At 60.5% G+C, this 21,993-nt stretch carries 23 protein-coding genes; 15 read left to right on the plus strand and 8 right to left on the minus strand.

What is annotated here, in order from left to right:
- Nucleotides 1-77 precede the first annotated feature (77 nt).
- The 5 genes from GDN47_RS16805 to GDN47_RS16830 all read left to right on the plus strand — a co-directional run bounded on the left by GDN47_RS16805 (nucleotide 78) and on the right by GDN47_RS16830 (nucleotide 6,616).
- Nucleotides 78-1,367 carry an imelysin family protein gene (locus tag GDN47_RS16805; RefSeq protein WP_152093820.1) on the plus strand — a complete coding sequence of 430 codons (1,290 nt, stop codon included), beginning with the start codon at nucleotides 78-80 and terminating at the stop codon, nucleotides 1,365-1,367.
- A gap of 45 nt (nucleotides 1,368-1,412) precedes the next feature.
- Nucleotides 1,413-2,972, plus strand: coding sequence for a di-heme oxidoreductase family protein (locus GDN47_RS16810; protein ID WP_152093887.1), 1,560 nt, complete (start codon nucleotides 1,413-1,415; stop codon nucleotides 2,970-2,972).
- The gene (locus tag GDN47_RS16815; RefSeq protein WP_152093821.1) at nucleotides 2,972-4,081 is read left to right on the plus strand and encodes an imelysin family protein; all 1,110 of its coding nucleotides are present in this window, start codon (nucleotides 2,972-2,974) and stop codon (nucleotides 4,079-4,081) included. Before GDN47_RS16810 ends, GDN47_RS16815 begins: the two co-directional genes overlap by 1 nt.
- Before the next feature lie 114 nt (nucleotides 4,082-4,195).
- Nucleotides 4,196-5,281, plus strand: coding sequence for a DUF1513 domain-containing protein (locus GDN47_RS16820; protein WP_152093822.1), 1,086 nt, complete (start codon nucleotides 4,196-4,198; stop codon nucleotides 5,279-5,281).
- 531 nt (nucleotides 5,282-5,812) lie between these two features.
- Nucleotides 5,813-6,616 (plus strand): alpha/beta fold hydrolase, encoded by an 804-nt coding sequence (locus GDN47_RS16830; protein WP_152093823.1) that lies wholly within the window; start codon nucleotides 5,813-5,815, stop codon nucleotides 6,614-6,616.
- A 14-nt stretch (nucleotides 6,617-6,630) separates the two neighbouring features.
- On the opposite strand, the gene GDN47_RS16835 is transcribed toward GDN47_RS16830, so the two are convergent.
- Nucleotides 6,631-7,707 carry a DUF2252 family protein gene (locus tag GDN47_RS16835; RefSeq protein WP_152093824.1) on the minus strand — a complete coding sequence of 359 codons (1,077 nt, stop codon included), beginning with the start codon at nucleotides 7,705-7,707 and terminating at the stop codon, nucleotides 6,631-6,633.
- Between the two features lie 161 nt (nucleotides 7,708-7,868).
- Between GDN47_RS16835 and GDN47_RS16840 the strand changes: the two genes are divergently transcribed.
- The 3 genes from GDN47_RS16840 to guaA all read left to right on the plus strand — a co-directional run bounded on the left by GDN47_RS16840 (nucleotide 7,869) and on the right by guaA (nucleotide 10,634).
- Nucleotides 7,869-8,330 carry a PaaI family thioesterase gene (locus tag GDN47_RS16840; protein WP_152093825.1) on the plus strand — a complete coding sequence of 154 codons (462 nt, stop codon included), beginning with the start codon at nucleotides 7,869-7,871 and terminating at the stop codon, nucleotides 8,328-8,330.
- Nucleotides 8,327-8,968, plus strand: coding sequence for a 5'-methylthioadenosine/S-adenosylhomocysteine nucleosidase (locus tag GDN47_RS16845; RefSeq protein WP_069611064.1), 642 nt, complete (start codon nucleotides 8,327-8,329; stop codon nucleotides 8,966-8,968). The genes GDN47_RS16840 and GDN47_RS16845 overlap by 4 nt, the downstream gene beginning before the upstream one ends.
- A 103-nt stretch (nucleotides 8,969-9,071) precedes the next feature.
- Nucleotides 9,072-10,634, plus strand: coding sequence for a glutamine-hydrolyzing GMP synthase (gene guaA / locus GDN47_RS16850; RefSeq protein ID WP_069611063.1), 1,563 nt, complete (start codon nucleotides 9,072-9,074; stop codon nucleotides 10,632-10,634).
- 235 nt (nucleotides 10,635-10,869) lie between these two features.
- Here guaA and GDN47_RS16855 read toward each other — a convergent pair whose 3' ends face one another.
- Entirely contained in the window at nucleotides 10,870-11,433 is a 564-nt protein-coding gene (locus tag GDN47_RS16855; RefSeq protein ID WP_152093826.1) for a TetR/AcrR family transcriptional regulator, read from the minus strand.
- Between the two features lie 81 nt (nucleotides 11,434-11,514).
- Between GDN47_RS16855 and GDN47_RS16860 the strand changes: the two genes are divergently transcribed.
- Entirely contained in the window at nucleotides 11,515-12,462 is a 948-nt protein-coding gene (locus GDN47_RS16860; protein ID WP_152093827.1) for an aldo/keto reductase, read from the plus strand.
- Here the strand turns inward: GDN47_RS16860 and istB are convergent, their stop codons facing one another.
- Nucleotides 12,463-13,257 (minus strand): IS21-like element helper ATPase IstB, encoded by a 795-nt coding sequence (gene istB / locus GDN47_RS16865; protein WP_152093828.1) that lies wholly within the window; start codon nucleotides 13,255-13,257, stop codon nucleotides 12,463-12,465. It abuts the gene before it with no gap.
- Complete coding sequence (gene istA / locus GDN47_RS16870) at nucleotides 13,247-14,767, minus strand: IS21 family transposase (RefSeq protein ID WP_152093829.1); 1,521 nt, start codon at nucleotides 14,765-14,767, stop codon at nucleotides 13,247-13,249. Before istA ends, istB begins: the two co-directional genes overlap by 11 nt.
- A 50-nt stretch (nucleotides 14,768-14,817) precedes the next feature.
- On the opposite strand from istA, the gene GDN47_RS16875 reads away from it, so the two are divergent.
- Complete coding sequence (locus GDN47_RS16875) at nucleotides 14,818-15,060, plus strand: hypothetical protein (protein ID WP_152093830.1); 243 nt, start codon at nucleotides 14,818-14,820, stop codon at nucleotides 15,058-15,060.
- A 201-nt stretch (nucleotides 15,061-15,261) separates the two neighbouring features.
- Here the strand turns inward: GDN47_RS16875 and GDN47_RS16880 are convergent, their stop codons facing one another.
- Complete coding sequence (locus GDN47_RS16880) at nucleotides 15,262-16,185, minus strand: AraC family transcriptional regulator (RefSeq protein WP_113329904.1); 924 nt, start codon at nucleotides 16,183-16,185, stop codon at nucleotides 15,262-15,264.
- Between the two features lie 130 nt (nucleotides 16,186-16,315).
- On the opposite strand from GDN47_RS16880, the gene GDN47_RS16885 reads away from it, so the two are divergent.
- Entirely contained in the window at nucleotides 16,316-17,038 is a 723-nt protein-coding gene (locus tag GDN47_RS16885) for an SDR family oxidoreductase (RefSeq protein ID WP_152093831.1), read from the plus strand.
- Between the two features lie 287 nt (nucleotides 17,039-17,325).
- Here the strand turns inward: GDN47_RS16885 and GDN47_RS16890 are convergent, their stop codons facing one another.
- Together GDN47_RS16890 and GDN47_RS16895 are read right to left on the minus strand one after the other, a co-directional pair.
- On the minus strand, nucleotides 17,326-17,766 hold the full coding sequence (locus GDN47_RS16890) for a lipid-binding SYLF domain-containing protein (protein ID WP_069611058.1): 441 nt from the start codon (nucleotides 17,764-17,766) through the stop codon (nucleotides 17,326-17,328).
- 303 nt (nucleotides 17,767-18,069) lie between these two features.
- Complete coding sequence (locus GDN47_RS16895; RefSeq protein ID WP_152093832.1) at nucleotides 18,070-19,041, minus strand: LysR substrate-binding domain-containing protein; 972 nt, start codon at nucleotides 19,039-19,041, stop codon at nucleotides 18,070-18,072.
- Nucleotides 19,042-19,194: 153 nt separating this feature from the next.
- On the opposite strand from GDN47_RS16895, the gene GDN47_RS16900 reads away from it, so the two are divergent.
- From GDN47_RS16900 to GDN47_RS16915, 4 genes are all read left to right on the plus strand, one after another.
- Nucleotides 19,195-19,539: a hypothetical protein gene (locus GDN47_RS16900; protein ID WP_233788606.1), complete on the plus strand. Its 345-nt coding sequence runs from the start codon at nucleotides 19,195-19,197 to the stop codon at nucleotides 19,537-19,539.
- Between the two features lie 76 nt (nucleotides 19,540-19,615).
- A complete protein-coding gene (locus tag GDN47_RS16905; RefSeq protein WP_152093833.1) occupies nucleotides 19,616-20,119 on the plus strand; it encodes a DUF8737 domain-containing protein in 504 nt (167 codons plus the stop codon).
- A gap of 164 nt (nucleotides 20,120-20,283) precedes the next feature.
- Nucleotides 20,284-20,658, plus strand: a complete 375-nt coding sequence (locus tag GDN47_RS16910; RefSeq protein WP_113351389.1) for a DUF4180 domain-containing protein — start codon at nucleotides 20,284-20,286, stop codon at nucleotides 20,656-20,658.
- A 17-nt stretch (nucleotides 20,659-20,675) separates the two neighbouring features.
- Entirely contained in the window at nucleotides 20,676-21,224 is a 549-nt protein-coding gene (locus GDN47_RS16915; RefSeq protein WP_113351390.1) for a GNAT family N-acetyltransferase, read from the plus strand.
- Between the two features lie 39 nt (nucleotides 21,225-21,263).
- On the opposite strand, the gene GDN47_RS16920 is transcribed toward GDN47_RS16915, so the two are convergent.
- Nucleotides 21,264-21,827: a methylated-DNA--[protein]-cysteine S-methyltransferase gene (locus GDN47_RS16920; RefSeq protein WP_113351391.1), complete on the minus strand. Its 564-nt coding sequence runs from the start codon at nucleotides 21,825-21,827 to the stop codon at nucleotides 21,264-21,266.
- Between the last annotated feature and the right edge of the window lie 166 nt (nucleotides 21,828-21,993).

Raw genomic sequence — 21,993 nt, forward strand, 5'->3', positions numbered from 1 at the left:
TTGACACAAGTTTGTTTTTCATACATGACACAAATTGCCAAGTTTTGACGGTGCCCCCGCTGTCACAGGAGAGGAACATGAAACTGAAAAACAGAATTGGCGCCGCGTTCGCGGTGGCCGTTGTCACGACCGCCGCATTCAGCCTGCCGGCTCTTGCAGCCGCTCCCGAGCCGGCCGCCGTTCTCAAGCATTATGCGGACCTGGCACATGCCAAATATGAGGATGCGCTGACGACGGCGAAGGCACTCGACAAGGCGATCGATGCTCTGCTCGCCAACCCCAGCGACAAGACGCTGAAGGCGGCACGTGCGGCCTGGATCAAGGCCCGTGTTCCCTATGCGCAGACGGAAGTCTACCGCTTCGGCAACCCGATCGTCGACGATTGGGAAGGCAAGGTCAATTCCTGGCCGCTGGACGAAGGACTGATCGATTATGTCGACGCCTCCTACGGCACGGAAAGCGATGAGAACGCGCTCTATGTCGCGAATGTCATCGCCAACAAGACGATCAAGATCAACGGCAAGGATGTCGACGCTTCGCATCTGACACCGGAATTCCTCTCGGGCACGCTGCATCAGGCCGGCGGCGTCGAGGCCAATGTCGCGACGGGTTATCACGCCATCGAATTCCTGCTCTGGGGCCAGGATCTGCACGGCACCAACGCCGGTGCCGGCGAACGTCCCGCCACCGATTACGATCTGAAGAATTGCACGCACGGCAATTGCCACCGCCGCGCCGAATATCTGAAATCGGCCTCGACGCTGCTGGTTTCGGATTTGCAGGAGATGACCGACAAGTGGGCGCCGGACGGCGAAGCCACCAAGCATGTGGAAGCCGATCCGAAGGCCGGCCTGACCACCATCCTGACCGGCATGGGCTCGCTTTCCTACGGTGAACTTGCCGGCGAGCGCATGAAGCTCGGCTTGCTGCTGCACGATCCGGAAGAAGAGCAGGATTGCTTCTCCGACAATACCTATAACGAGCACAATGGCGACGCCATCGGCATCGCGTCTGCCTATACCGGCAATTACACTCGCGTCGACGGCACCAAGCTGAAGGGCCCGTCGCTGCACGATCTGGTCAAGGCCAAGGATCCGGCGCTCGACAAGGAAATGGAAGGCAAGCTCGACGCGACGCTTGCCGCCATGAAGGCGATGGTGCATCGCGGCGAGACGGTCGAGAAATACGATCAGATGATCGGCGAGGGCAACAAGGAAGGCAACGCCACCGTGCAGAAGGCCATCGACGGCCTGCTCGACCAGACGAAGAGCATCCAGCGGGTCATCGCCGCTCTCGATCTCGGCACGATCAAGCTCGAAGGTTCGGACAGCCTGGACAACCCGAACGCCGTCTTCACCAAGAAGTAATAAGGGATGGCGGCAGCGCGACAAGGCGTTGCCGCCCCGACACCCATGACACGCATCCCGGCCAATCGCGCCCTTTTACCCGCCCTCGCTGCGGGTTTTTTGGTTTTTTCCATCACGCTGGCAGCCGCCGATATTCTCGATTTTCCGAGCACGCGTAGCGATCTCTCTACGGAAGAGCTGAAGCGCGTGCGCGACGTGACCCGCGCAACCAGCAACTTCCTCAAGGCCGAACCCTATGAGACGATGCAGGGCGGCGGCCTGACCTCGATCGACAAGGTCACGCGCGATATTTTCTCCCAGCCTTCGGCCAAGCTAGACCCACAACAGGGTCAGGATTTTCATCTCGGAAACGCACTCTTTCGCAAGCTCTGGGTCTCCGCCCCCTCCTCCACCCAGGCTTCCGACGGGCTGGGGCCGCTGTTCAATGCCCGCTCCTGCCAGAGCTGCCATATTCGCGACGGGCGCGGCCATCCGCCCGAGGAAGCGGGCGCTGCCGCGACCTCGATGGTCTTGCGCCTTGCGCGGCCCGCCGTGACGCCGGAGGAAGAGCAGGCCGTCAAGGATTTTCACGCACTCAATTTTCCGGATTCGACGTACGGGGCACAGCTGCAGGATCTAGCCGTCCCCGGCCTTGCGGCCGAAGGCAAGGTGACCGTCAGCTATAGCGAGGAGACGGTGACGCTTGCCGGCGGGGAAACCGTGACCTTGCGCAAGCCGCATTACGGCGTCAGCGATCTCGCCTATGGTCCGCTGGATGCAAGCACCACCCTTTCGCCACGCATCGCGCCACCGATGATTGGGCTCGGACTGATCGAAGCCATTCCGAATGCCGATATTATCGCCAATGCCGACCCGGACGACAAAAAAGGCACCGGCATACGCGGCCGCCCCGCCATCGTCCGCGATCATCGCACTGGTAAGATCGCGCTCGGCCGATTCGGCTGGAAAGCACAGAACGCGACCGTGCGCGACCAGGTGGCCGACGCCTTTTCCGCCGATATCGGCATTTCGACGCCCGACCGGCCAAACCCCTATGGCGACTGCACGCCCAAGGAAGCCCACTGCCTGACAATGCCGACTGGCGTGCAGAAGCGGCTGGGCGACACGGAAGCGCCGGACCCCGTGCTGCCCCTCGTCACCTTTTATTCCGAAAATCTCGCCGTGCCGGCCCGACGCGCGACGAGCCAGTCCGCCGTCTTGCACGGCAAGGAGATGTTTTACCGCTCCGGCTGCGCTGCCTGCCACATACCGAAATTCGTGACGCGGGACGGCTTGAAGGGCAGCGACGGCAAGGATTCGCCGCAGGCTTTCCAGCTGATCTGGCCCTATTCCGATTTCCTGCTGCACGACATGGGCGAAGGCCTTTCGGATGGACAGCAGGTGGGCGTGGCATCCGGTCGCGATTGGCGCACGCCGCCGCTCTGGGGTATAGGCCTGGCACAGACGGTGAGCGGCCGGCAGGCCTATCTGCATGACGGCCGCGCCCGTACGCTGACCGAAGCCATCCTCTGGCATGGAGGAGAGGCGGAAAAAGCCCGCAACGCATTCGCCGGTCTTTCGAAGGACGACCGGCAAGCCCTCATCAACTTTCTGGAGTCCCTCTGATGCGCCAATGGAAATGCCTTGCATTCGGCCTGCTGCTTACCGTTGCGGCCCTGCCTGCTCATGCCGAGGATGCGACGACCACTGGTACGGGGTTGAATGAGGCAGCGGTGCCGGCAACCTTGCAGAAGGCGGTGGATGACGTGATTCGTCCCGGCTACCGCGCCATGCACGACTCCGCCTCGAAACTGACTGCCGCGATGAAGACGCTTTGCGCCGATCCTACGGACGCCACCCTTTCCGGCGCCAAATCGGCTTTCGGCGACACCGTGAAGAGCTGGTCGCGCATCGAGATCGTCGATACCGGCCCGATCATCGAACAGAACCGCTTCGAGCATATCCTCTTCTATCCCGACCGCAAGGGCGTCGGCCTCAAGCAGGTGCAGGCGCTGATCGCTAAGGCCGACGAGCAGGATACGACCGTCGAAGCCGTCGCCGGCAAGAGCGTGGCGCTGATGAGCATGACGGCGCTGGAATATGTGCTCTTCGGCAACGGCTCCGATGTCCTCGGCAAGGAGAAGCAGAGCTTCCGCTGCCGCTATGGCGCGGCGGTTGCCGGCAACATCGAAAACACCGCCAAGGAAATCGCCGACGAATGGGACGCGCCCGACGGCGTGCAGAAATCCTGGAAATTCCCGGGCAAGACCAGCGACGATTTCATGGACAACAAGGAGGCCGTCACCGCACTGCTCGGCATCCTCGTGCACAGCGCCGCCAATATGCGCGACCAGCGGCTGGAAACCTTCTACAAGGGCGATCCGGCGGCGGCGCGGCCGAAGATGGCGATCTACTGGCGCTCGGCCAATACATGGACCTCGTTTACGGGCAATATCGAAGGCCTGAAGACGCTCTGGGAAAAGGCCGAGATGGCAAGCCTGCTGCCGACAGACAAGCGCGCTGTCGCCACCAAGATCGACGACCTCCTAAACGAGCTTGCAACGACAGCGTCATCGATCGATCCGGATGTTGAGGCGGCCATTGCCAACGATGCGGAGCGCGCCAAGATCGACAAACTGCTCTCCGTCAGCCGCGATCTCGCCACCAGCTTCAGCGACGAGTACGGCGGCGCCATCGGCCTTTCGGCCGGCTTCTCCTTCGCGGACGGAGACTAGAACATGATGCCGAAAAGTGTCTGCGGTTTTCGGGCGACATCATGTTCTACTTCTTCGATTTTAGAGCGGATGATTTTAGGTCGAACAGACCTAAAATCATCCCGCTCGGGGCGCATGCGCAGCGGACTGATCGATCGGAGAGCCTTCGTCAAGGCGGCAGGACTGACCTTCCTGGCAGCGTTGAAGCCTGATGCCTTGATGGCGCTGGAGCGGGCGGATGCGGTCTATGCCTCCGGCATCCGCGCCGCCGACGGCTCCTTCGCCGTTGCGACGGTGACCGAACAGGGCCGCATCATCGATCAGGTGGCGCTGCCTGCCCGCGCCCACGGCATGGCTTTTTCCAAGGCGACCGGCAAGACCGTCGCCTTCGCGCGCCGGCCCGGCACCTATGCAATGATCTTCGATCCCTGGAACAAGGCCGAGCCGATCGTCATTTCCGCCAGAGAAGGTCGGCATTTCTACGGGCACGGCACGTTTTCGCCGGATGGCAGGCTGCTCTATGCCAGCGAGAACGATTTCGACAATAATCGCGGCATCATCGGGCTCTACGACAGCAGCAACCGTTTTGCCCGCATCGGCGAATACGAGACCTATGGCGTCGGCCCGCACGACATGACGGTTTCAGATGACGGCCGGTTCCTGATCGTCGCCAATGGCGGCATCGAGACCCATCCGGATTTCGGCCGCACCAAGCTCAATCTCGATCATATGGAACCGTCGCTGACGCTGATCGACGCCGCGAGCGGCCAGCTGATCGAAAAACATACGCTGCCGGCGCAATATGCCCAGGTCTCGACCCGGCATGTCGATATCGACGCCAGTGGCCGGGTCTGGTTCGCTTGCCAATATGAAGGGCATCGCAACGACCTGCCGCCGCTTGTCGGCCATTTCGCGAGAGGCGAGGACCTGAGCTTCGTCACCCTGCCCGACGAGACGACGCGGGCGCTTGGCAATTACGTCGGTGCCATCGCCGTCAATCGCGCCGAAAATCTGGTCGGTGTGACATCACCGATCGAAGGAACTTCGGTTACGCTGGATGCGACGACGGGCAAGGTGCTGAAGGTGGAGAGCATCGCCGATGCGGCTGGCATCGCGCCGGCACGGCATGGTTTTGCCGTCTCATCCTACGACGGCAATTTCCTCGGTGCGCACAGCGATGTCGCCTGGGATCAGCATATCGTGCGGATCGCCCGCGGCTGAGCCGGACTTTGGCTGCAATGCTCAGGTAAGCTTGCTGCCTCGATAAAGCGCCGCAATGCCGTCGCGGCATTCAGCATATGTCTCCACATGGGCCGCGACGCCATTTCCCCATCCTCTTCTGCTATAGCCTGCACGATGGTTTCGGGCTGTGAATACGCTCCGACAGCAACTCGCGATCTTCAACAGCGTCGCCCACCATCGCTCCTACCTCGGCAAGGTCAACCAAGGCTGTATGCAAAAGCATATCACCTCATTGTGTCCGCATACATATAACCCATCACGCAACCGTTACGCATCCAATTATTGACCAAATCCGCCACTTCGAATACACAAACAATCAACAGCCTCCGCTTTGCATACACAAGGCAAGCTCGACGCTGAACAGGAATACAGGATCGGCCATATTTGATCCGCGCGTTTGATCATATGCCGCTCCGAGACATACAGAATTTCAGAAGCTTTGCCGCTCCGACATTCGGCGCGGACGGCTTTCTGGCGCCTATTAATCCTCCAACCATAAGGATCACGATCATGATGTTGACCAGACGGAGTTTCTCGACCGCCGTTATCGCCGGCGCCGCTGCCTCCCTCATTTCCGCGCGCGGCGTGGCCGCCAGCAATGCGGCACCCGCATCCGGAGCGGTTAAGTCTGCGCCATTGAAGGCACGCAATGTCGTCCTGGCCCACGGACTTTTCGCAGACGGCTCCTGCTGGACGGAGGTTATCACCCGGCTGCAGTCCAGGGGGCTGAACTGCACGGCGGTACAAAATCCGTTGACGACACTTCCGGAAGCGGTGGGGGCCGCGCAGCGGGTTCTCGATCGTCAGGACGGCCCGACTGTCCTCGTCGGCCATTCCTTCTCCGGCATGATCGTCACCGAAGCCGGTGTGCATCCGAAGGTTTCCGCGCTCGTCTATGTCGCCGCCCGCGCACCGGATGCCGGCGAAGACTATACGGCGCTCGCCAAGACATATCCGACACCGCCGGCATCAGCCGGCATCGTCTTTGATGGCGACGAAGGACGGCTGACCGAGGAAGCGTTCCTGCGCGACTTCGCCGGCGACTTGCCTAAGGCCAAGGCCGAGGTGCTCTATGCCGTGCAGCAGCCCTTCCAGAAGGCGCTTCTGTCCGGCAAGACCACGCAGGCCGCCTGGCGCAGCAAGCCCAGCTGGTATGCGGTTTCCACCGAAGACAGGACGATCAATCCGGATCTGGAACGCTTCATGGCCAAGCGGATGGGCGCGACGACGATCGAGATGAAGGCCAGCCATCTCTCGTTGATCTCGCATCCCGATACAATCGCCCATCTGATCCTGGAAGCTGCTGGGCATTGACCGGTTCGCCGGCCTTAGCCTCTTCCCGCAAATTCCACCTGCTCCGCCGTGACCGCTGCGGCCGCCGCCTTGGCGGCCACACGCAGCCAATCGGCATTGCGCGCATCGACATCGGCCAGAATACCGGGAACGAGCGAAGCATCGTTGGCGTGACAATTGGCGATTTCAAACCCCATCAGATTGAGCATGTCAGGCGACAGCAGCACCTCGGCATCACCGTCGACTTCGATCTTGCGGCTGTTGGGCGAGAGCCGGCGCACCAGCAAGCCTCCGTCCACCTGATAGCGCGGATCGGGTGAGCGCGCCCGCCCGCCGGCGATAATACCCGTCCGGATCGTTCTGTCCGACGGATCGTGCTTCAGCGACCAGCCGGATTGCAGAAGCGCCTTGACCTCGCGCAATACCGGGCCGCCGCGCCATTCGACATAGGCGATGAAGCGCGGACGGCCCAGGCTGCCGGTGCCGGCCAGACGCGGTTTCGGCTCGAATGTCGTCGCTGGTTCGGGCAATGCCTTGCGCAGTGCCTTGAGGTAGCGGTCCGCCACGGGATCCGTCGCCGGCGGCAGGTTGCGGTATTTCTCCCAAAAGGCCTTGCGCTCGGCATTCGGCAGCAAGACGGCATTGCGCAGCCATTTGTAATCGCGCTCGAGAATGACGGGAGACGGCTCGCGCAGTCCGCGGCGATAGCCGGCGAGGATGCTGTCGGCAACAACACGCAGCGTCGGGCCGTCCTCGCCGCGCGCCAGCATGGCACTCGTGGCAAGGCGCACGAGATCGAGCGCATAGGGCATGACGGCCGCCTCGTCGAAATCATTGGCGCCCCAGACGAGGCGGCCTTCTTCATCGCGCCAGGTGCCGAAATTTTCCAGATGCGTATCGCCGATCGCCAGCAATTGCGGCGCGCTCTTGAGCTCGGGGCAGACGTCGAGGATGGTTTCCGCCCAACGCCAATAGGTGCCGCGCAGGAAGGAGAAGCTGTCGGCCTTCATCAGCTTGTGCTTCTTTGCCAGACCCGCCTCGACCAGATCGGCGCCGAGCTGCGCCCGCATCCAGGTCTCGTAGGCATCCACCGATTGCCGGATCGTCGTCATCTGCGCCCTCGCCACAAGCATCATCGCTTCGATAGCATGGCGATCCGATCGTGGAAATTCGATGTCGGGAGTGGAGGCTGGAACGCCTCCGCTTTTCCACCGGATAACCCTTGTCCAAACCGCCTCCCCGTGCCAATTTCGCACCCGCGAAAGGGGACGGCATGACAGGCGCAGACGACACGGGGACCATCGGCGATTTTCGGAGCCGTATCAGGACCAGCTTCGAGCGGCAGGCCGCCATGGCGACAATCGGCGCAGAGCTGACGCGCGTCGAGCACGGAACGGTCGAGATCGAGCTGCCCTTCGATATCAAGCTGACGCAGCAGCATGGCATATTGCACGCCGGCATCATCGCCGCGGCGCTGGATTCGGCCTGCGGCTTTGCCGCCTATAGCGTCATCGACCCTTCCGCATCGATCCTGACGATCGAATTCAAGATCAATCTGATGTCGCCGGGGCGCGGCGAGCGCTTCCTGTTTCGCGGCGATGTCACCAAGCCCGGCACGACGATCATCGTCGCCGACGGTCGCGGCTATGCCATCGGCGATGGGCCAGCCAAGCTGATCGCCTCGATGACGGGAACGATGATGGTCATCCGGGGCAGAGAGGGAATTAGCGGATGAAATTCGAACTGAAGCGGGTATCGGGCAAATCGATCCTGTTCGTCATGGCGGCCGAGGCCGAGTATGGCCCGTTCCTGCGCTCGCGCATCGATCCGCTGATGACCGGCGTCGGGCCGGTGGAGGCGGCCATCGCGCTTACCCGCGCCTTCGCGCAGCTCGAAGCCCAGGGCGATCTTCCCGATCTCGTGGTGTCGCTCGGCTCGGCTGGTTCCGCCAGGCTGGAACAGACGGAAGTCTACCAAGTCACCTCGGTTTCCTACCGCGACATGGATGCCTCGCCGCTCGGCTTCGAGAAAGGCCGTACGCCCTTTCTCGATCTGCCCGCGACGATCGAACTGCCGCTGCGCATCCCGACCATTGCGGAGGGCAGCCTTTCGACCGGCGCCAATATCGTCTCCGGCGCGGAGGCCTATGAGCGCATCGGCACCGACATGGTCGACATGGAAACCTTCGCGGTGCTGCGCGCCTGCCAGACCTATGGCCTGCCGCTGATCGGCCTGCGGGGCATTTCCGACGGGAAGGTCGATCTGCAGCACATTTCCGACTGGACGGAATATCTGCATGTGATCGACCGCAAACTCTCCTATGCCGTCGACGGCCTGTTTACGGCGCTGGAAGACGGCGTATTCTGGTTCTGAGGGGCCAGAAACTAAGCGAAGTAAGGACAATCGGGACAATAAAATCGGCTCTCGCGTGATTTGCCCGATTGCCAGGGAAAGCGCTTTTCATTAAAGGCTCGTCATGACCCAGACAGCACATCCCGATACCGTTCTCATCGTCGATTTTGGCAGCCAGGTGACGCAGCTCATCGCACGGCGTGTGCGCGAAGCGGGCGTCTACTGCGAAATCGTTCCCTTCCAATCCGCCGAAGCCGGCTTCAAGCGGCTGCAGCCGAAGGCCGTGATCCTGTCGGGCAGTCCGGCCTCGACCGTGGACGAAGGCTCGCCGCGGGCGCCGCAGATCATCTTCGACAGCGGCATCCCGGTCTTCGGCATCTGCTACGGCCAGCAGACCATGTGCATGCAGCTCGGCGGCAAGGTCGAGAGCGGCCATCACCGTGAATTCGGCCGCGCCTTCCTGGAAGTTGACAAGGATTGCGCTCTCTTCGAAGGATTGTGGTCCAACGGTTCGCGCCATCAGGTCTGGATGAGCCACGGCGACCGCGTCACCGCGCTGCCGGAAGGTTTCGAAGTGGTCGCGACGTCCTCGAATGCGCCTTACGCCTTTATCGCCGACGAGAAGCGCAAATATTACGGCGTGCAGTTCCATCCGGAAGTCGTGCATACGCCCGATGGCGCCAAGCTGATCGGCAACTTCATCCACAATATCGCCGGCATCAAGGGCGACTGGTCGATGTCGGCCTATCGCGCCAAGGCGGTTCAGGCGATCCGCGATCAGGTCGGCGACAAGCGCGTCATCTGCGCTCTTTCCGGTGGTGTCGATTCCTCCGTTGCCGCGCTGCTGATCCACGAAGCAGTCGGCGACCAGCTGACCTGCATTCTCGTCGATCACGGCCTGATGCGCAAGGACGAGGCGGCAAACGTCGTCGCCATGTTCCGCGAGCACTACAACCTGCATTTGATCCATGTCGATGCTTCCGACCGCTTCATCGGCGAGCTCGAGGGTGTTTCCGACCCCGAAACCAAGCGCAAGATCATCGGCCGCCTCTTCATCGAGACCTTCGAGGATGAGGCCAAGAAGCTCGGCGGTGCCGATTTCCTTGGCCAGGGCACGCTCTATCCCGACGTCATCGAGAGCGTTTCCTTCACCGGCGGTCCCTCGGTCACCATCAAGTCGCACCACAATGTGGGCGGCCTGCCGGAGCGCATGAAGATGCAGCTCGTCGAGCCGCTGCGCGAACTCTTCAAGGACGAAGTGCGCGTGCTCGGCAAAGAGCTCGGCCTGCCCGACAGCTTCATCGGCCGCCATCCCTTCCCCGGTCCCGGCCTCGCAATTCGCTGCCCCGGCGGCATCACCCGCGAGAAGCTGGAAATCCTGCGCGAAGCCGATGCCATCTATCTCGACGAGATCCGCAAGGCCGGCCTCTACGACGCCATCTGGCAGGCCTTCGCCGTACTCTTGCCGGTCCAGACCGTGGGCGTCATGGGCGACGGCCGCACCTACGAATTCGTCTGCGCGCTGCGCGCCGTCACCTCCGTCGACGGCATGACGGCGGATTTCTATCACTACGACATGGAATTCCTCGGCCGCGCCGCGACCCGCATCATCAACGAAGTCCGCGGCATCAACCGCGTGGTCTACGACGTCACTTCGAAGCCGCCCGGCACGATCGAGTGGGAGTGACGGGGGATACAGCCGGATAGTTTTGGCTATTGTAGCGTAAGTTGCTCCGTCGGTAGCACGGAATAGCAATTGAGCGACAGCCAGGCCCTTCGCTAACCTTTTGACGCAGGCGCGCACCGGCTGGATTTCTCTTCAACGTTACAATTGCGCCGGCTACGTTTGGGACCTTGGAGGTCAATCGGCTTCTGGCTGTGAGCGACGAGTAAGCTGCCAATCGTCCGAGTTACCGGCAGCCTCAGTGATCCTCACTTCGCTCCAGCCCGTGGAAGGCTAGCTTTAGCAGGCGCTCGCTGCGTGCTGTGCCTTCCGCTGTAGGCGGTAGTTGGGTGAGCAAGGCGAGCAACTGCAGAAAGTCCTCGGCATCGACCGGCTTCGAAACTTCGCCCGCATCGACGCAAGCGTCCATCAGAAGCCTGACGGCGTCGACCATGGGCCAATAGGTTTCCCGGAAGTCCTGGTCGGTCATAGCGGCCCGCAGCATATCCGCGACACCCTGCTTCTTGCGGCCGTAATCGACGAACCGCTCCGCCCATCTTCGGAAGGCTTCGAGTGGCTTGAACGCCTCGAGGAGCGATGGTGCGAGGCTCACCAGCTCGTCGATACTATCGCGATAGATGCCGAGGACGAGCGATTCCCGGGTCGGGAAGTGGCGGTACAGCGTGCCCTGCCCCACGCCCGCCGCCTTGGCGATGGAATGCAGCGAGGCCGCTGGATCGATTGCAAGGGCGTCTCGTGCGACAGCCAGGATGCGGTCGCGATTGGTGCGGGCGTCGGCGCGACGCTTATGGGTTTGGGTCATGAGCCTTGACTAAACGGACAATTGTCCATATCCATATCGAGAAATCGGACATATGTCCGTTTCTATACGGTGGAGGCGTTTATGCAATATGTAAAGCTCGGCAATTCGGGACTCGACGTGTCGCCCGTCTGCATCGGTTGCATGGGGTTCGGCGATCCGGCCAAGGGCCATCCGGCCTGGTCAGTGGAAGAAAGCTCGAGCCGGGAGTTGATCCATCACGCCCTCAGGACCGGGATCAACTTCTTCGACACAGCCAACATGTACTCTACCGGCACAAGCGAGGAATTCCTCGGGCGCGCGATCAAGGGTTTCGTGAACAGAGATGCCATCGTCATCGCCACCAAGGTTGCGGGCGCGACACGCAATGGCCCCAATGCGATCGGGCTATCGCGCAAGGCCATCATGGCTGAACTTGATCACAGCCTGCGGCGGCTCGGCACGGACTATATCGATCTCTACCAGATACACCGCCGCGACCAGCTGACCCCGTGGGAGGAAACGCTCGAAGCGCTTCACGACGCAGTGAAAGCAGGCAAGGTACGCTATCTCGGCGCCTCGTCGATGAAGGCGTGGGAGTTTGCCAAAGCGTTGCACACCCAGAAGTCCAACGGCTGGATGCGCTTCATCTCTATGCAGCACAATTACAATCTGGTCGCGCGCGAAGAAGAACGCGAGATGATCCCGCTCTGTGCCGATGAGGGTGTGTCGACCCTGATCTACAGTCCGCTCGCGCGCGGGAAATTGGCCCGCCCATGGGGGATGACGACGACGCGGACGGAGACCGAACCGTCCGGCGCTCAGCAAAACCCGGATACGGCGGCCAGCGATCGGGCAATCGTCGAGGCGGTAAACGCCATCGCCGCGGAACGTGATGTCGGCGCCGCCGAGATTTCCCTGGCGTGGTTACGTCGAAATCGCGTGGTCGCCGCGCCGATCGTGGGCGCACTGAAGACCAAGTGTTGGTTTCCACGCGGAACTGAGCCGGTTTTTCCACCGAGAAGTGAGCCACCTTTGAATATGGTTTTCTGATCAGGCTTTGGTCAAGGGATTGGTTTTTTCTCCTCTCTTTTGGGCTGCTGCGGCCGAGCTGGCTTTGAAGCGGAAGCTGTCGTTTCCGGTTTCCAGGATATGACAACGGTGGGTCAGGCGGTCGAGGAGAGCGGTTGTCATCTTGGCATCACCGAAGACCGAGGCCCATTCGCTGAAGCTAAGATTGGTGGTGATGACGACGCTGGTGCGCTCGTAGAGCTTGCTCAATAGATGGAAGAGCAGCGCTCCGCCGGAGGCGCTGAACGGGAGGTATCCCAACTCGTCCAGGATGAGCAGATCGAGGCGAACGAGGGTCTCGGCGATCTGGCCCGCCTTGCCTTTGGCTTTCTCCTGCTCGAGCGCATTGACCAGTTCGATTGTGGAGAAGAAGCGGACCTTTCGGCGATGATGCTCGATCGCCTGAACGCCAAGAGCCGTCGCCACATGTGTTTTTCCTGTGCCCGGCCCGCCGACGAGAACGATATTCTGCGCCCCGTCCATGAACTCGCATCGGTGCAATTGGCGCACGGTCGCCTCGTTGATCTCGCTGGCGGCGAAGTCGAAGCCTGAGATGTCCTTGTAGGCCGGGAAGCGAGCAGCTTTCATGTGATAGGCGATGGAGCGAACCTCGCGCTCGGCCATCTCGGCCTTCAGCAACTGGGACAGAATGGGCACGGCCGCATCAAAAGCTGGAGCCCCTTGCTCGATCAGGTCCGTGACGGCCTGGGCCATGCCATACATCTTCAGGCTACGCAGCATGATGACGACGGCCGCACTGGCAGGATCATGACGCATGGCGACCTCCTGCGATCCGGAGACGCAGACCATCATAGCGTTCGACATTCGCCTTGGGTTCGTGAAGCAGGGCCAGCGCCTGTGGCGTGTCGATATCGGGACCGTCGGTCGTCTTGCCGTCGATCAGCCGGTGCAGCAGGTTCAGCACATGCGTTTTCGTTGCCACGCCCGCATCCAGGGCAAATTCCACGGCTCTGACAACGACCTGCTCATCGTGATGAAGGACAAGAGCGAGGATATCGGCCATCTCACGATCACCGCCGGGGCGGCGAAGCATCTGGTCCTGCAGTTGTCGGAAGGCCAACGGCAATTCCACAAAGGGTGCACCGTTGCGAAGGGCACCGGGCTTGCGCTGGATGACGGCAAGATAGTGTCGCCAGTCGTAAATCGTTCGTGGCGGTTTGTCGTGGCTGCGTTCTATGATCCGCGGATGTTCGCAGAGGATATTGCCTTCGGCTGCCACGACCAGTCGCTCCGGATAAATCCGCAGGCTGACAGGCCGGTTCGCAAATGATGCAGGTACACTGTAACGATTACGCTCGAAGGTGATCAGGCATGTCGGCGAGACGCGCTTGCTCTGCTCGACGAAGCCGTCAAACGCGGCAGGCAGCGCCATCAATACCGGGCGTTCTGTCGACCAGACGTCCGCGATCGTACCCGGCAAGGTGCCATGCGCTGTCTCGCGCCACAGGTCCTGGCAATGCTGTTCCAGCCAGGCATTTAATGTCGCCAAATCCGGAAAGTCCGGCATCTGCTGCCACAGACGAGGTCGGGCATCCTGGACGTTCTTCTCGACCTGACCCTTCTCCCAACCCGCTGCGGGATTGCAAAACTCAGGCGCAAAGACGTAGTGGTTCGTCATCGCCAGGAAACGGATATTGACCTGCCGTTCTTTGCCACGGCCGACGCGATCGACCGCCGTCTTCATGTTATCGTAAATGCCGCGACCAGGCACACCACCGAACACCCGGAACCCGTGCCAGTGGGCGTCGAAGAGCATCTCGTGCGTTTGCAGCAGGTAAGCCCTGATCAGAAACGCCCGGCTGTGCGACAACTTGATATGGGCGACCTGCAGCTTCGTGCGTTCGCCGCCTATCACAGCATAGTCTTCACTCCAGTCGAACTGGAATGCTTCGCCCGGACGGAAAGACAGAGGAACGAATATGCCGCGGCCCGCTGTCTGCTGCTCAGTCCGCCAGTCACGGGCGAACGCGGCGACCCGACCATAGGAGCCGGTAAAGCCGAGAGCCGTCAGATCAGCATGAAGCTGCTTCAGCGTTCGGCGCTGCTTGCGCGACTTCCCGGCCTCAGTCTTCAGCCAGCCCGCCAGTTTGTCGGCAAAAGGATCGAGCTTGCTCGGTCGTTCCGGTACCGCAAACTTCGGCTCGATCATGCCGGCGCTCAAATACTTCGCGATCGTATTGCGTGACAATCCGGTTCGTCGGCTGATCTCGCGCACCGACAACTTCTCGCGCAGTGCCATCCGACGGATGATGTTTAAAAGTCCCATGTGGATCACTCCGTTGCCCCTGTCGCTCACCGCGTTGGGGGAAGGTTCACATGGCTCAATTCTCAATGGAAATTATGCGCCTAATCGGCTCAGTTCCGCGTGGAAACCAACAGACCAAGCACATAGACGATGCCGTGGCTTCGCTGTCGGTCGTGTTGAGCGACGAGGAGGCGGAGCGGCTTGAGAAGGCTTACACGGCCCGCCTGGATCAGCAGGGGGTATCTATCCCGGCTTTGTTGCATCGCTCCATCGAGGCATCGACTGGCTTCAAAAGGGATGCTCCTCTCGTTTAGGTCCGTCCGCTCCTGGTCCCCTGTATTTGTGCACGATGCCGAAAAGTATGAGGGGATTTCGGACGACATCACGCTCTACTTCTTTGGTTCTGGAACGGATTTCAGATTTTAGGTCGGCTCGACCTAAAATCATCCGGCTCTAGGTGCGCGTGCGCCTGGAACGGTGGCTGGCTCGGGACAATTGCTATCGAGGGCACATGTTCACGACGGGGCTTGGCGCTCCCGCGCGGCGAACGTCTTGGGCGAGACGCCGACAAATCGGGTGAAGGCGGTGCTAAAGGCGCTTGGTGACAGGAAGCCTATGGCGAGCCCGATCTCGCCAATAGTTTTGTCACCGCGACGCAACGCATCCTTCGCAACGGCCATGCGCCAGTGCTGAAGATAGCCGATCGGCGCCATGCCGACCACGCTGCGGAACCGGCTCGAAAGGCTGGATCGGGAAACACCGCAGAGCCGCGCCAAGTCTGCCAGCGTCCAGTCTTTCGCGGCGTCTTCGTGCAGTGCCGTCAGCGCCCGGGCTGTCACGGGGTCATTCAATCCGGCGAGCAAGCCCCTGTGCTCCCGGGTTGCGTCAGGGACGGCGCCGCGAAGAATCTCGACAAATGTCAATTCCATCAAGCGCGTAATGACGAAGTCGCTACCGGCTCTCGGTTGCGATGACTCCGACAGGTTCAAGCTCAGCAAACTGCGAACACGCCAAGAGGAGACGTCATCACGCATGACATGGACAAAGGATGGCATGAGCCAAGTGAGGAGGCCCTCATTCGCCGTATCGAAGACGAACCGCCCGCCACGTAATACCACAGGCGCTTCCGAGCCTGCACCCATCCTCAGAAGCGTTTTACCTGTGGCTGCGACCATCGCCTCGCTGTCCTGAGCGACAGCTTGCGCGTCCGAGGCAAGGACAAAGCTCTTGTCGGTTCTGATGAGGACGAAGTCGCCTTCCTGCAGCAGGAGCGGTTCCTTGTCGGCTCGGATCAGCTGGCAGGCGCCGCGCTCCAGCCAGCAGAACAGCAGGTCGTCCCGATTGCGGAACGACACGGCCCATCGGCCATAGCCCTCGATCCCGCCCCAGAGCGTGGCGCGTGGGCGAAGCAAATGGATGAGGTCGAGAAAAGGATCCAAATTTCGGCCGATTGATAAATTAATATGGCAGATACATTATCGATCGAATGATTAGATCGAAGTAGTCTTTCCTTCAAGAGGCGGGCCGCACTCAACGGATAACCCATCCACATCTGCGAAAGGAAAAGTCATGTTGCATAACAAGCGGGTCGCGATCCTTGGCGGATCTCGTGGTATCGGCTTTGCGGTGGCTCAAGGAGCCGTCCATGAAGGGGCTCATGTTATCATCGCTTCCAGCCAACAAGAGAATGTCGCGGGCGCCATCACGCGTTTACCGGAAGGAACCGCCACAGGTGCGGTCGTCGATGTAAGGTCGATGGAGTCCCTCTCGGCATTCTTCACGACGCTCGGCGCGTTCGACCACCTGGTCTTCACTGCCGGCGAGCCTTTGCCGTTCGGCAAGCCCGTCGCCGAAATCGATCTGGCGGCTGCACGCAGCTTTTTTGAATTGCGCTATTGGGGTGCGGTCGCTGCCGTGAAGGCGGCACAGCCACACATGCGCGATGGCGGGTCCATCGTGTTGACGAGCGGAACCTCGGCCCGGCGGCCGCCGGCAGGTTTTGCCTTCGCGGCAAGCATTTGCGGCGCAATCGAATCCCTGACCCGCGCGCTTGCCCTCGATCTCGCGCCTCTGCGCGTCAATGTTGTGACGCCCGGGATGGTCGCCACCGATCTGTGGTCCGGAGTCCCATCCGATGCGCGGGAGCAAATCTTCCGCTCGACGGCCGGCAAACTGCCCGTGGGACGTATCGGCGAGCCGTCGGATATCGCTGAAGCATACCTGTCGTTCATGCGCAATGCCTATGTCACCGGCCAATCCGTAATCGTGGATGGCGGTGCCGTGCTCGTCTAGAGCCTTTTGTTTTTAGCAATACCGGGAGCAGCAATCGTTCTCCCCGTGCCAGGCCGACAACGTCATCGTGGCCCGTTCCAATGACCAGCGCAATACTGGTGCCAGCGGGCTGGCTTGATACTTCGTCAAGGGTGGCGGCTATACGACATCTCACGCCGACGGAGAAGCTGTTCATCGCGCGCTTCCGAGGCATGGAAAGAAGGAGGAAACCATACCTTCTCCTGAAAAGCCCGAACGCTAATTCCGCCGATCGGGCTCTTCTGCACCATAGGCTTGGACTGGTGACCTTACTTCACGGTGATGCTCAGGCCACTGAGATCGGCGTTGACCTGCAGGCCGACCTGCCTGCCTGTCAGTTCGAGCTGGGCGCCCTTGTCATTGGTCATGACGATCATCTGAGCACCCTTGCCGATCGCGCCGCCGCCGCCGGCGGCACCGTAGACACCGCCTACATCGCGGGCGCGGCGAATATTGCGCACTGTGCCCTGGAAATAGGTCTTGGAGGCACCAAAGGCGAGGCCGCCCGATATGCCGCCGATCGAAATGGGATATTTGCGGCCATGGAAGGTCAGTGTGCCCTCGCCTCCGGAGCCGCCGACGAAGAAAGCCGCCTTATAGACAGAAAAGCGGATCGTGCCGCTATCGGCATGCGCGACGCCGGCAAAGCCGATCCCCGCGGCAGCAATAGCGGCAACCGCAACCGAACGAAATCCAGATGAAATCCTCATATTAAGACACTCCTCAAAAGCGCCGCTTACCCAGCCGGCCGGTCACGACGTCAGCGCCGTGTCAAAGTCAGAGATAAACGGTCTCGCACGACCTTTAGTTCCAAAACACATTAAAACAAAGCGTTAGAATACATCCAGACAACCGAATGGAAATGAGGAGATGGTAGCGCTGAATGAAACAGATCAGCGCGGTGTATCAGATGCAATGGCGCCCTTGCAACCGCAGTCGAGACCTCGCATCCTGGCCCGCAGCACCTGGTAACTTCAATACAATCCGGTTCAAGCCGGTCAACGCCTCCGACATCAGCGCTTTTTCGGCTCGCGTGTTCGTTTGTCATCGATGCGTCTTTGTGTTTTGCTGATAGCGCCCGAATGGCTTTTTACGTGATCGATAAAAGCACGCAGCTTCGGCATCATTTGATGGCGGTTGGGATAGTATAGAAACACTCCCGGCGCCAACGGCGCGAATGACTCCAGAACCTGCACGAGCTTGCCTGCTTTCATCAGGCTCAGGGCAATCGGCTCAGGCACTTGTGCAAGTCCCATATCCTCCCCGGCCGCACCAAGAATGGTGGGAAAATCACGAGCAATCAGCGGGCCTGAGACGATTGCCTCGATCGGCCTGTTGCCATCGACAAAGGACCATGGTGCGATCGACGCGTCCGAGCGGCGCATGCGCAAACAGGCGTGCTGGCGCAGATCATCGATACGTTCGGGCCTTCCCCGCCGGCGAAGATACTCGGGGGTACCAACGACCACCAGCGGAAAGGGCGGGGTAAGCCGAACCGCAACCATGTCAGCGGCAATGAACTGCCCCAGCCGGATGCCGGCGTCAAATCCCTCGGCAGCGATATCGACCAGATCTGCGCTTGCGGCGATCTCCACCTCGACCTGAGGATAAGCTTGGCAGAAGGATGCGATCAGCGGCTCCAGCAGGATTGGCATCACTGCCCGCGGTACGGTGAGGCGCAGCAGTCCCGCAGGCCGCTGCCCAAGGTCACGCGCGACCTCGCTTGCCGCGACAAGCTCCTCGAAAGCAGGCTTTGCGCGCAAGTGAAATCGTTCGCCGGCTTCGCTCAGGCTGACACTGCGCGTCGTGCGAATAAAAAGTGCGGCGCCGACGCGCGCCTCAAGTGAGCGTACCGCCTGGCTGATTGCCGATGGCGTTACCCCCAGCTCGGCCGCTGCTTTGCGAAAACTACGATGCTGGGCGACGCTCAGAAAGGCTTCCACGCCATCGAGTGCACCCTGCCTGACTGTGAAGTTCTGCTTCATAACTCGTCGACATTATCGAGAATAGTCGCTCATGGAAAGTGGCCTTATACGTGAGTTGCAAATCGGGAGCATCGCAAACGCCAAGCCCGAACGTTTGTGACGTCCCGGCTCTGCAACCTCTTCCTGGTCTTTACTCTCACAGGAGCTACTTCCATGAACGATCACGCAACCCCTGCTCAAGCGCAAGCCGTCTCACCCGTAGTCACCGGAGTGATGGTCATCCTCACCGTGAAGGCGGGCGTCACACGCGAGCGGGTGATGGCTATCATGCCAGATGAAATCCGGCGGACCGCGCAGCTCTATCTCGATGGAAAAATACGCGAATGGTATTCGCGAGGCGATGGCCGGGGAGCCGTGTTCCTGCTGGATTCGAGAGATGTCGCCGACGCTCACGCAATCATGGAAGGCTTGCCGTTGGCCAAGCAAAATCTCATGGATCACGAATATATCGCGATCGGTCCGCTTTTGCCGCTCCGCCTGCTCTTGGCCAATGCCTAAACGCCCGAAGGCAGCGAAATACACTTATTGATTTCGATGCCGTCAGACCAGAAAGATAAACACGAAGGAAACCGAGATGCCACCGGAACTCAATCTCCCATTCGTTCTAAGTGTCGCCGGCGCCTTCCTGACAAGTTCGGTGATAGCCTATGTCTATGTCTGGCCAGCGCTTCGCACAATGCGGCGTTATGAGGCTCTAAGACTTCTTGCTGCTTTCCATGCGTTCCGGTTCTTGGGGATGAATTTTCTGGTATCCGGATTCGTATCTCCGCAGTTGAGCTCGGATTTTGCCAACAAGGTCGGATGGGGCGATCTCATCTCGGCTATACTCGCGCTCGCTTCCATGGCCGCCCTTTCCTGGCGGTCGCCGATCGCCATTCCGGCTGTCTGGATATTCAACATTTGGGGAACTCTGGATCTTCTGAATGCCTATTACATGGGCGTAACGAAAATCGGAAATCCCGGTCTCTTCGGCGCAGGCATTTATATACCGACGCTTTACGTGCCGCTGCTCCTTGTCAGTCACGTTCTCGCCTTCATCGTCCTATTGCGGATGAGATCACCAGATCAAGTGATATGACGCAGCGGCGATAACGCGTTAGGCTAGGATTTGGCTCCGATCTCCGAAAAAGAATTGCGGATATCAATGAAGCATAAGGATGGTGACTGACGCCTTGAAACCACTATCAACTTAGAGCAACAACAAACAACCTTTCCCTCGATGGAATGCAAAGTCGAACCAGCATGTACACCGTCAAAGAATTCTCCGGCCGAAAAGTCGTTATCGGCGATGACGACGGTCCCCTCCTCGCCAGCGAAAGGGATGTGAATGACTGGGTCAGCGCTGCATGGGACGCTGAAGCACAGCTGGTGGTCGTTCCGACATCACGGCTGAGCCAGGAGTTTTTCCGGCTCTCAACCCGCATTGCCGGCGCAATCATCCAGAAATTCGTCAACTATCGTTCGCAGCTCGTCATTCTCGGCGACGTCTCCGGATGGATCGCGAGCAGTAATGCCCTGCGCGATTTCGTGTATGAATCCAATAGGGGTCGCGAGGTCTGGTTTCTGCCCGATCTGGATGCGCTTGCGGAGCGCCTGCAGCAGAATGCCCAAAGCTAACTCAAAGGTCTGCCTTTATGGAAGTAACGCTTTCTCCGCCGCGACTTGAGACCGAACGGCTTATCCTGACGGGACATACGGTCGATGATTTCGAGCCGCTTGCGGGCATGTGGAGCGATCCTCTGGTCGTGAGGCATATTTTCGGCAATGTGGTCTCCACTTCCAGGGAGTCGTGGATGCGGATGCTGTCCTATCATGGTCTGTGGCCGCTGCTCGGGCATGGCTATTGGGCAATCCGCGAAAAATCCTCCGGCCGCTACGTCGGCGATCTCGGCTTTGCCGACTTTCACAGGGTGATGGAACCGCCAATCAGGGGTATTCCGGAGGCCGGCTGGGCACTGGCCGCGTGGGCGCATGGCAAAGGCTTTGCGACGGAAGCCCTGGCGGCCGCCGTCGCCTGGCTCGACCAGCAGCCGCGATTTGATCGCAGCGTCTGCCTGATCTCGCCCGACAATGCGGCCTCGATCCGTGTTGCCGAAAAAGCCGGCTATGGCGATCCGAAGCCAATGCGCCTCAATGACAAGCAGACACTGTTGTTCTCCCGCGCCCGTCAGCCGAAGGAATAGGGGGCGGGCAGCTTTAGCCGCACACCCGGATCGACTGGCTCAAAACGCCAGCGACTGCTGCACCGGCTTCGGCGGCGCCAGCTGAACGCCTTCCAGCTCCAGCATGCGAGCCTTGGAGTTGGAGCCGCCCGGCGCGGAAAAGCCGCCGATCTTGCCGCCAGCCGCCAGAACGCGATGGCAGGGAATGATCAGCGCCACCGGGTTCTTCGCCATGGCCTGCCCGACATCGCGCGCGGCTTCCGGCCCTGCTCCAAGCTGCTTGGCCAATGTGCCGTAGGTCGTCGTATGGCCCCAAGCGACCTGACGGGCGGCATCGTAGATCTGTCTGAAGAAGGCGTCCTGCTCGCCGAGATCGAGCGTGACGTCGGAAAAGTCGATCTCCTCACCGGCAAAATAGCGTTTCACCTTGGCGACCACTCCCGCAATCTCCGTGCTCGGCGCGCCGGGCTGCGCGTTCGGCAAACGCCGCAGAAGCAGGCGTTCGGTCGCGCCCGCATCCTTGGTCGGCAATTGAAAGCGCAGCACGCCGACATCATTCCAGGCGATGCCGCAGAAGCCGCCGGCGGTTTCGAAAATCAGATAATTTTGCCTTGTCTCGTTCATGACGAAAGCTCCCGTGTTTCCACTTGTCATCAAAATCGTCCTCGGGAGCCTCGAATTCAACCCGATTCTTGCAAAGATCGGGAATTGCCACCGTTTTGACGGCCGCCGAGCGGATTCAGGGCGATTGACAGAACGGGATCAATATCCGCCGCCAGTCGGAGGCGCG

This window comes from Martinezella dioscoreae, from assembly GCF_009176305.1.
Lineage (GTDB): Bacteria > Pseudomonadota > Alphaproteobacteria > Rhizobiales > Rhizobiaceae > Rhizobium > Rhizobium dioscoreae.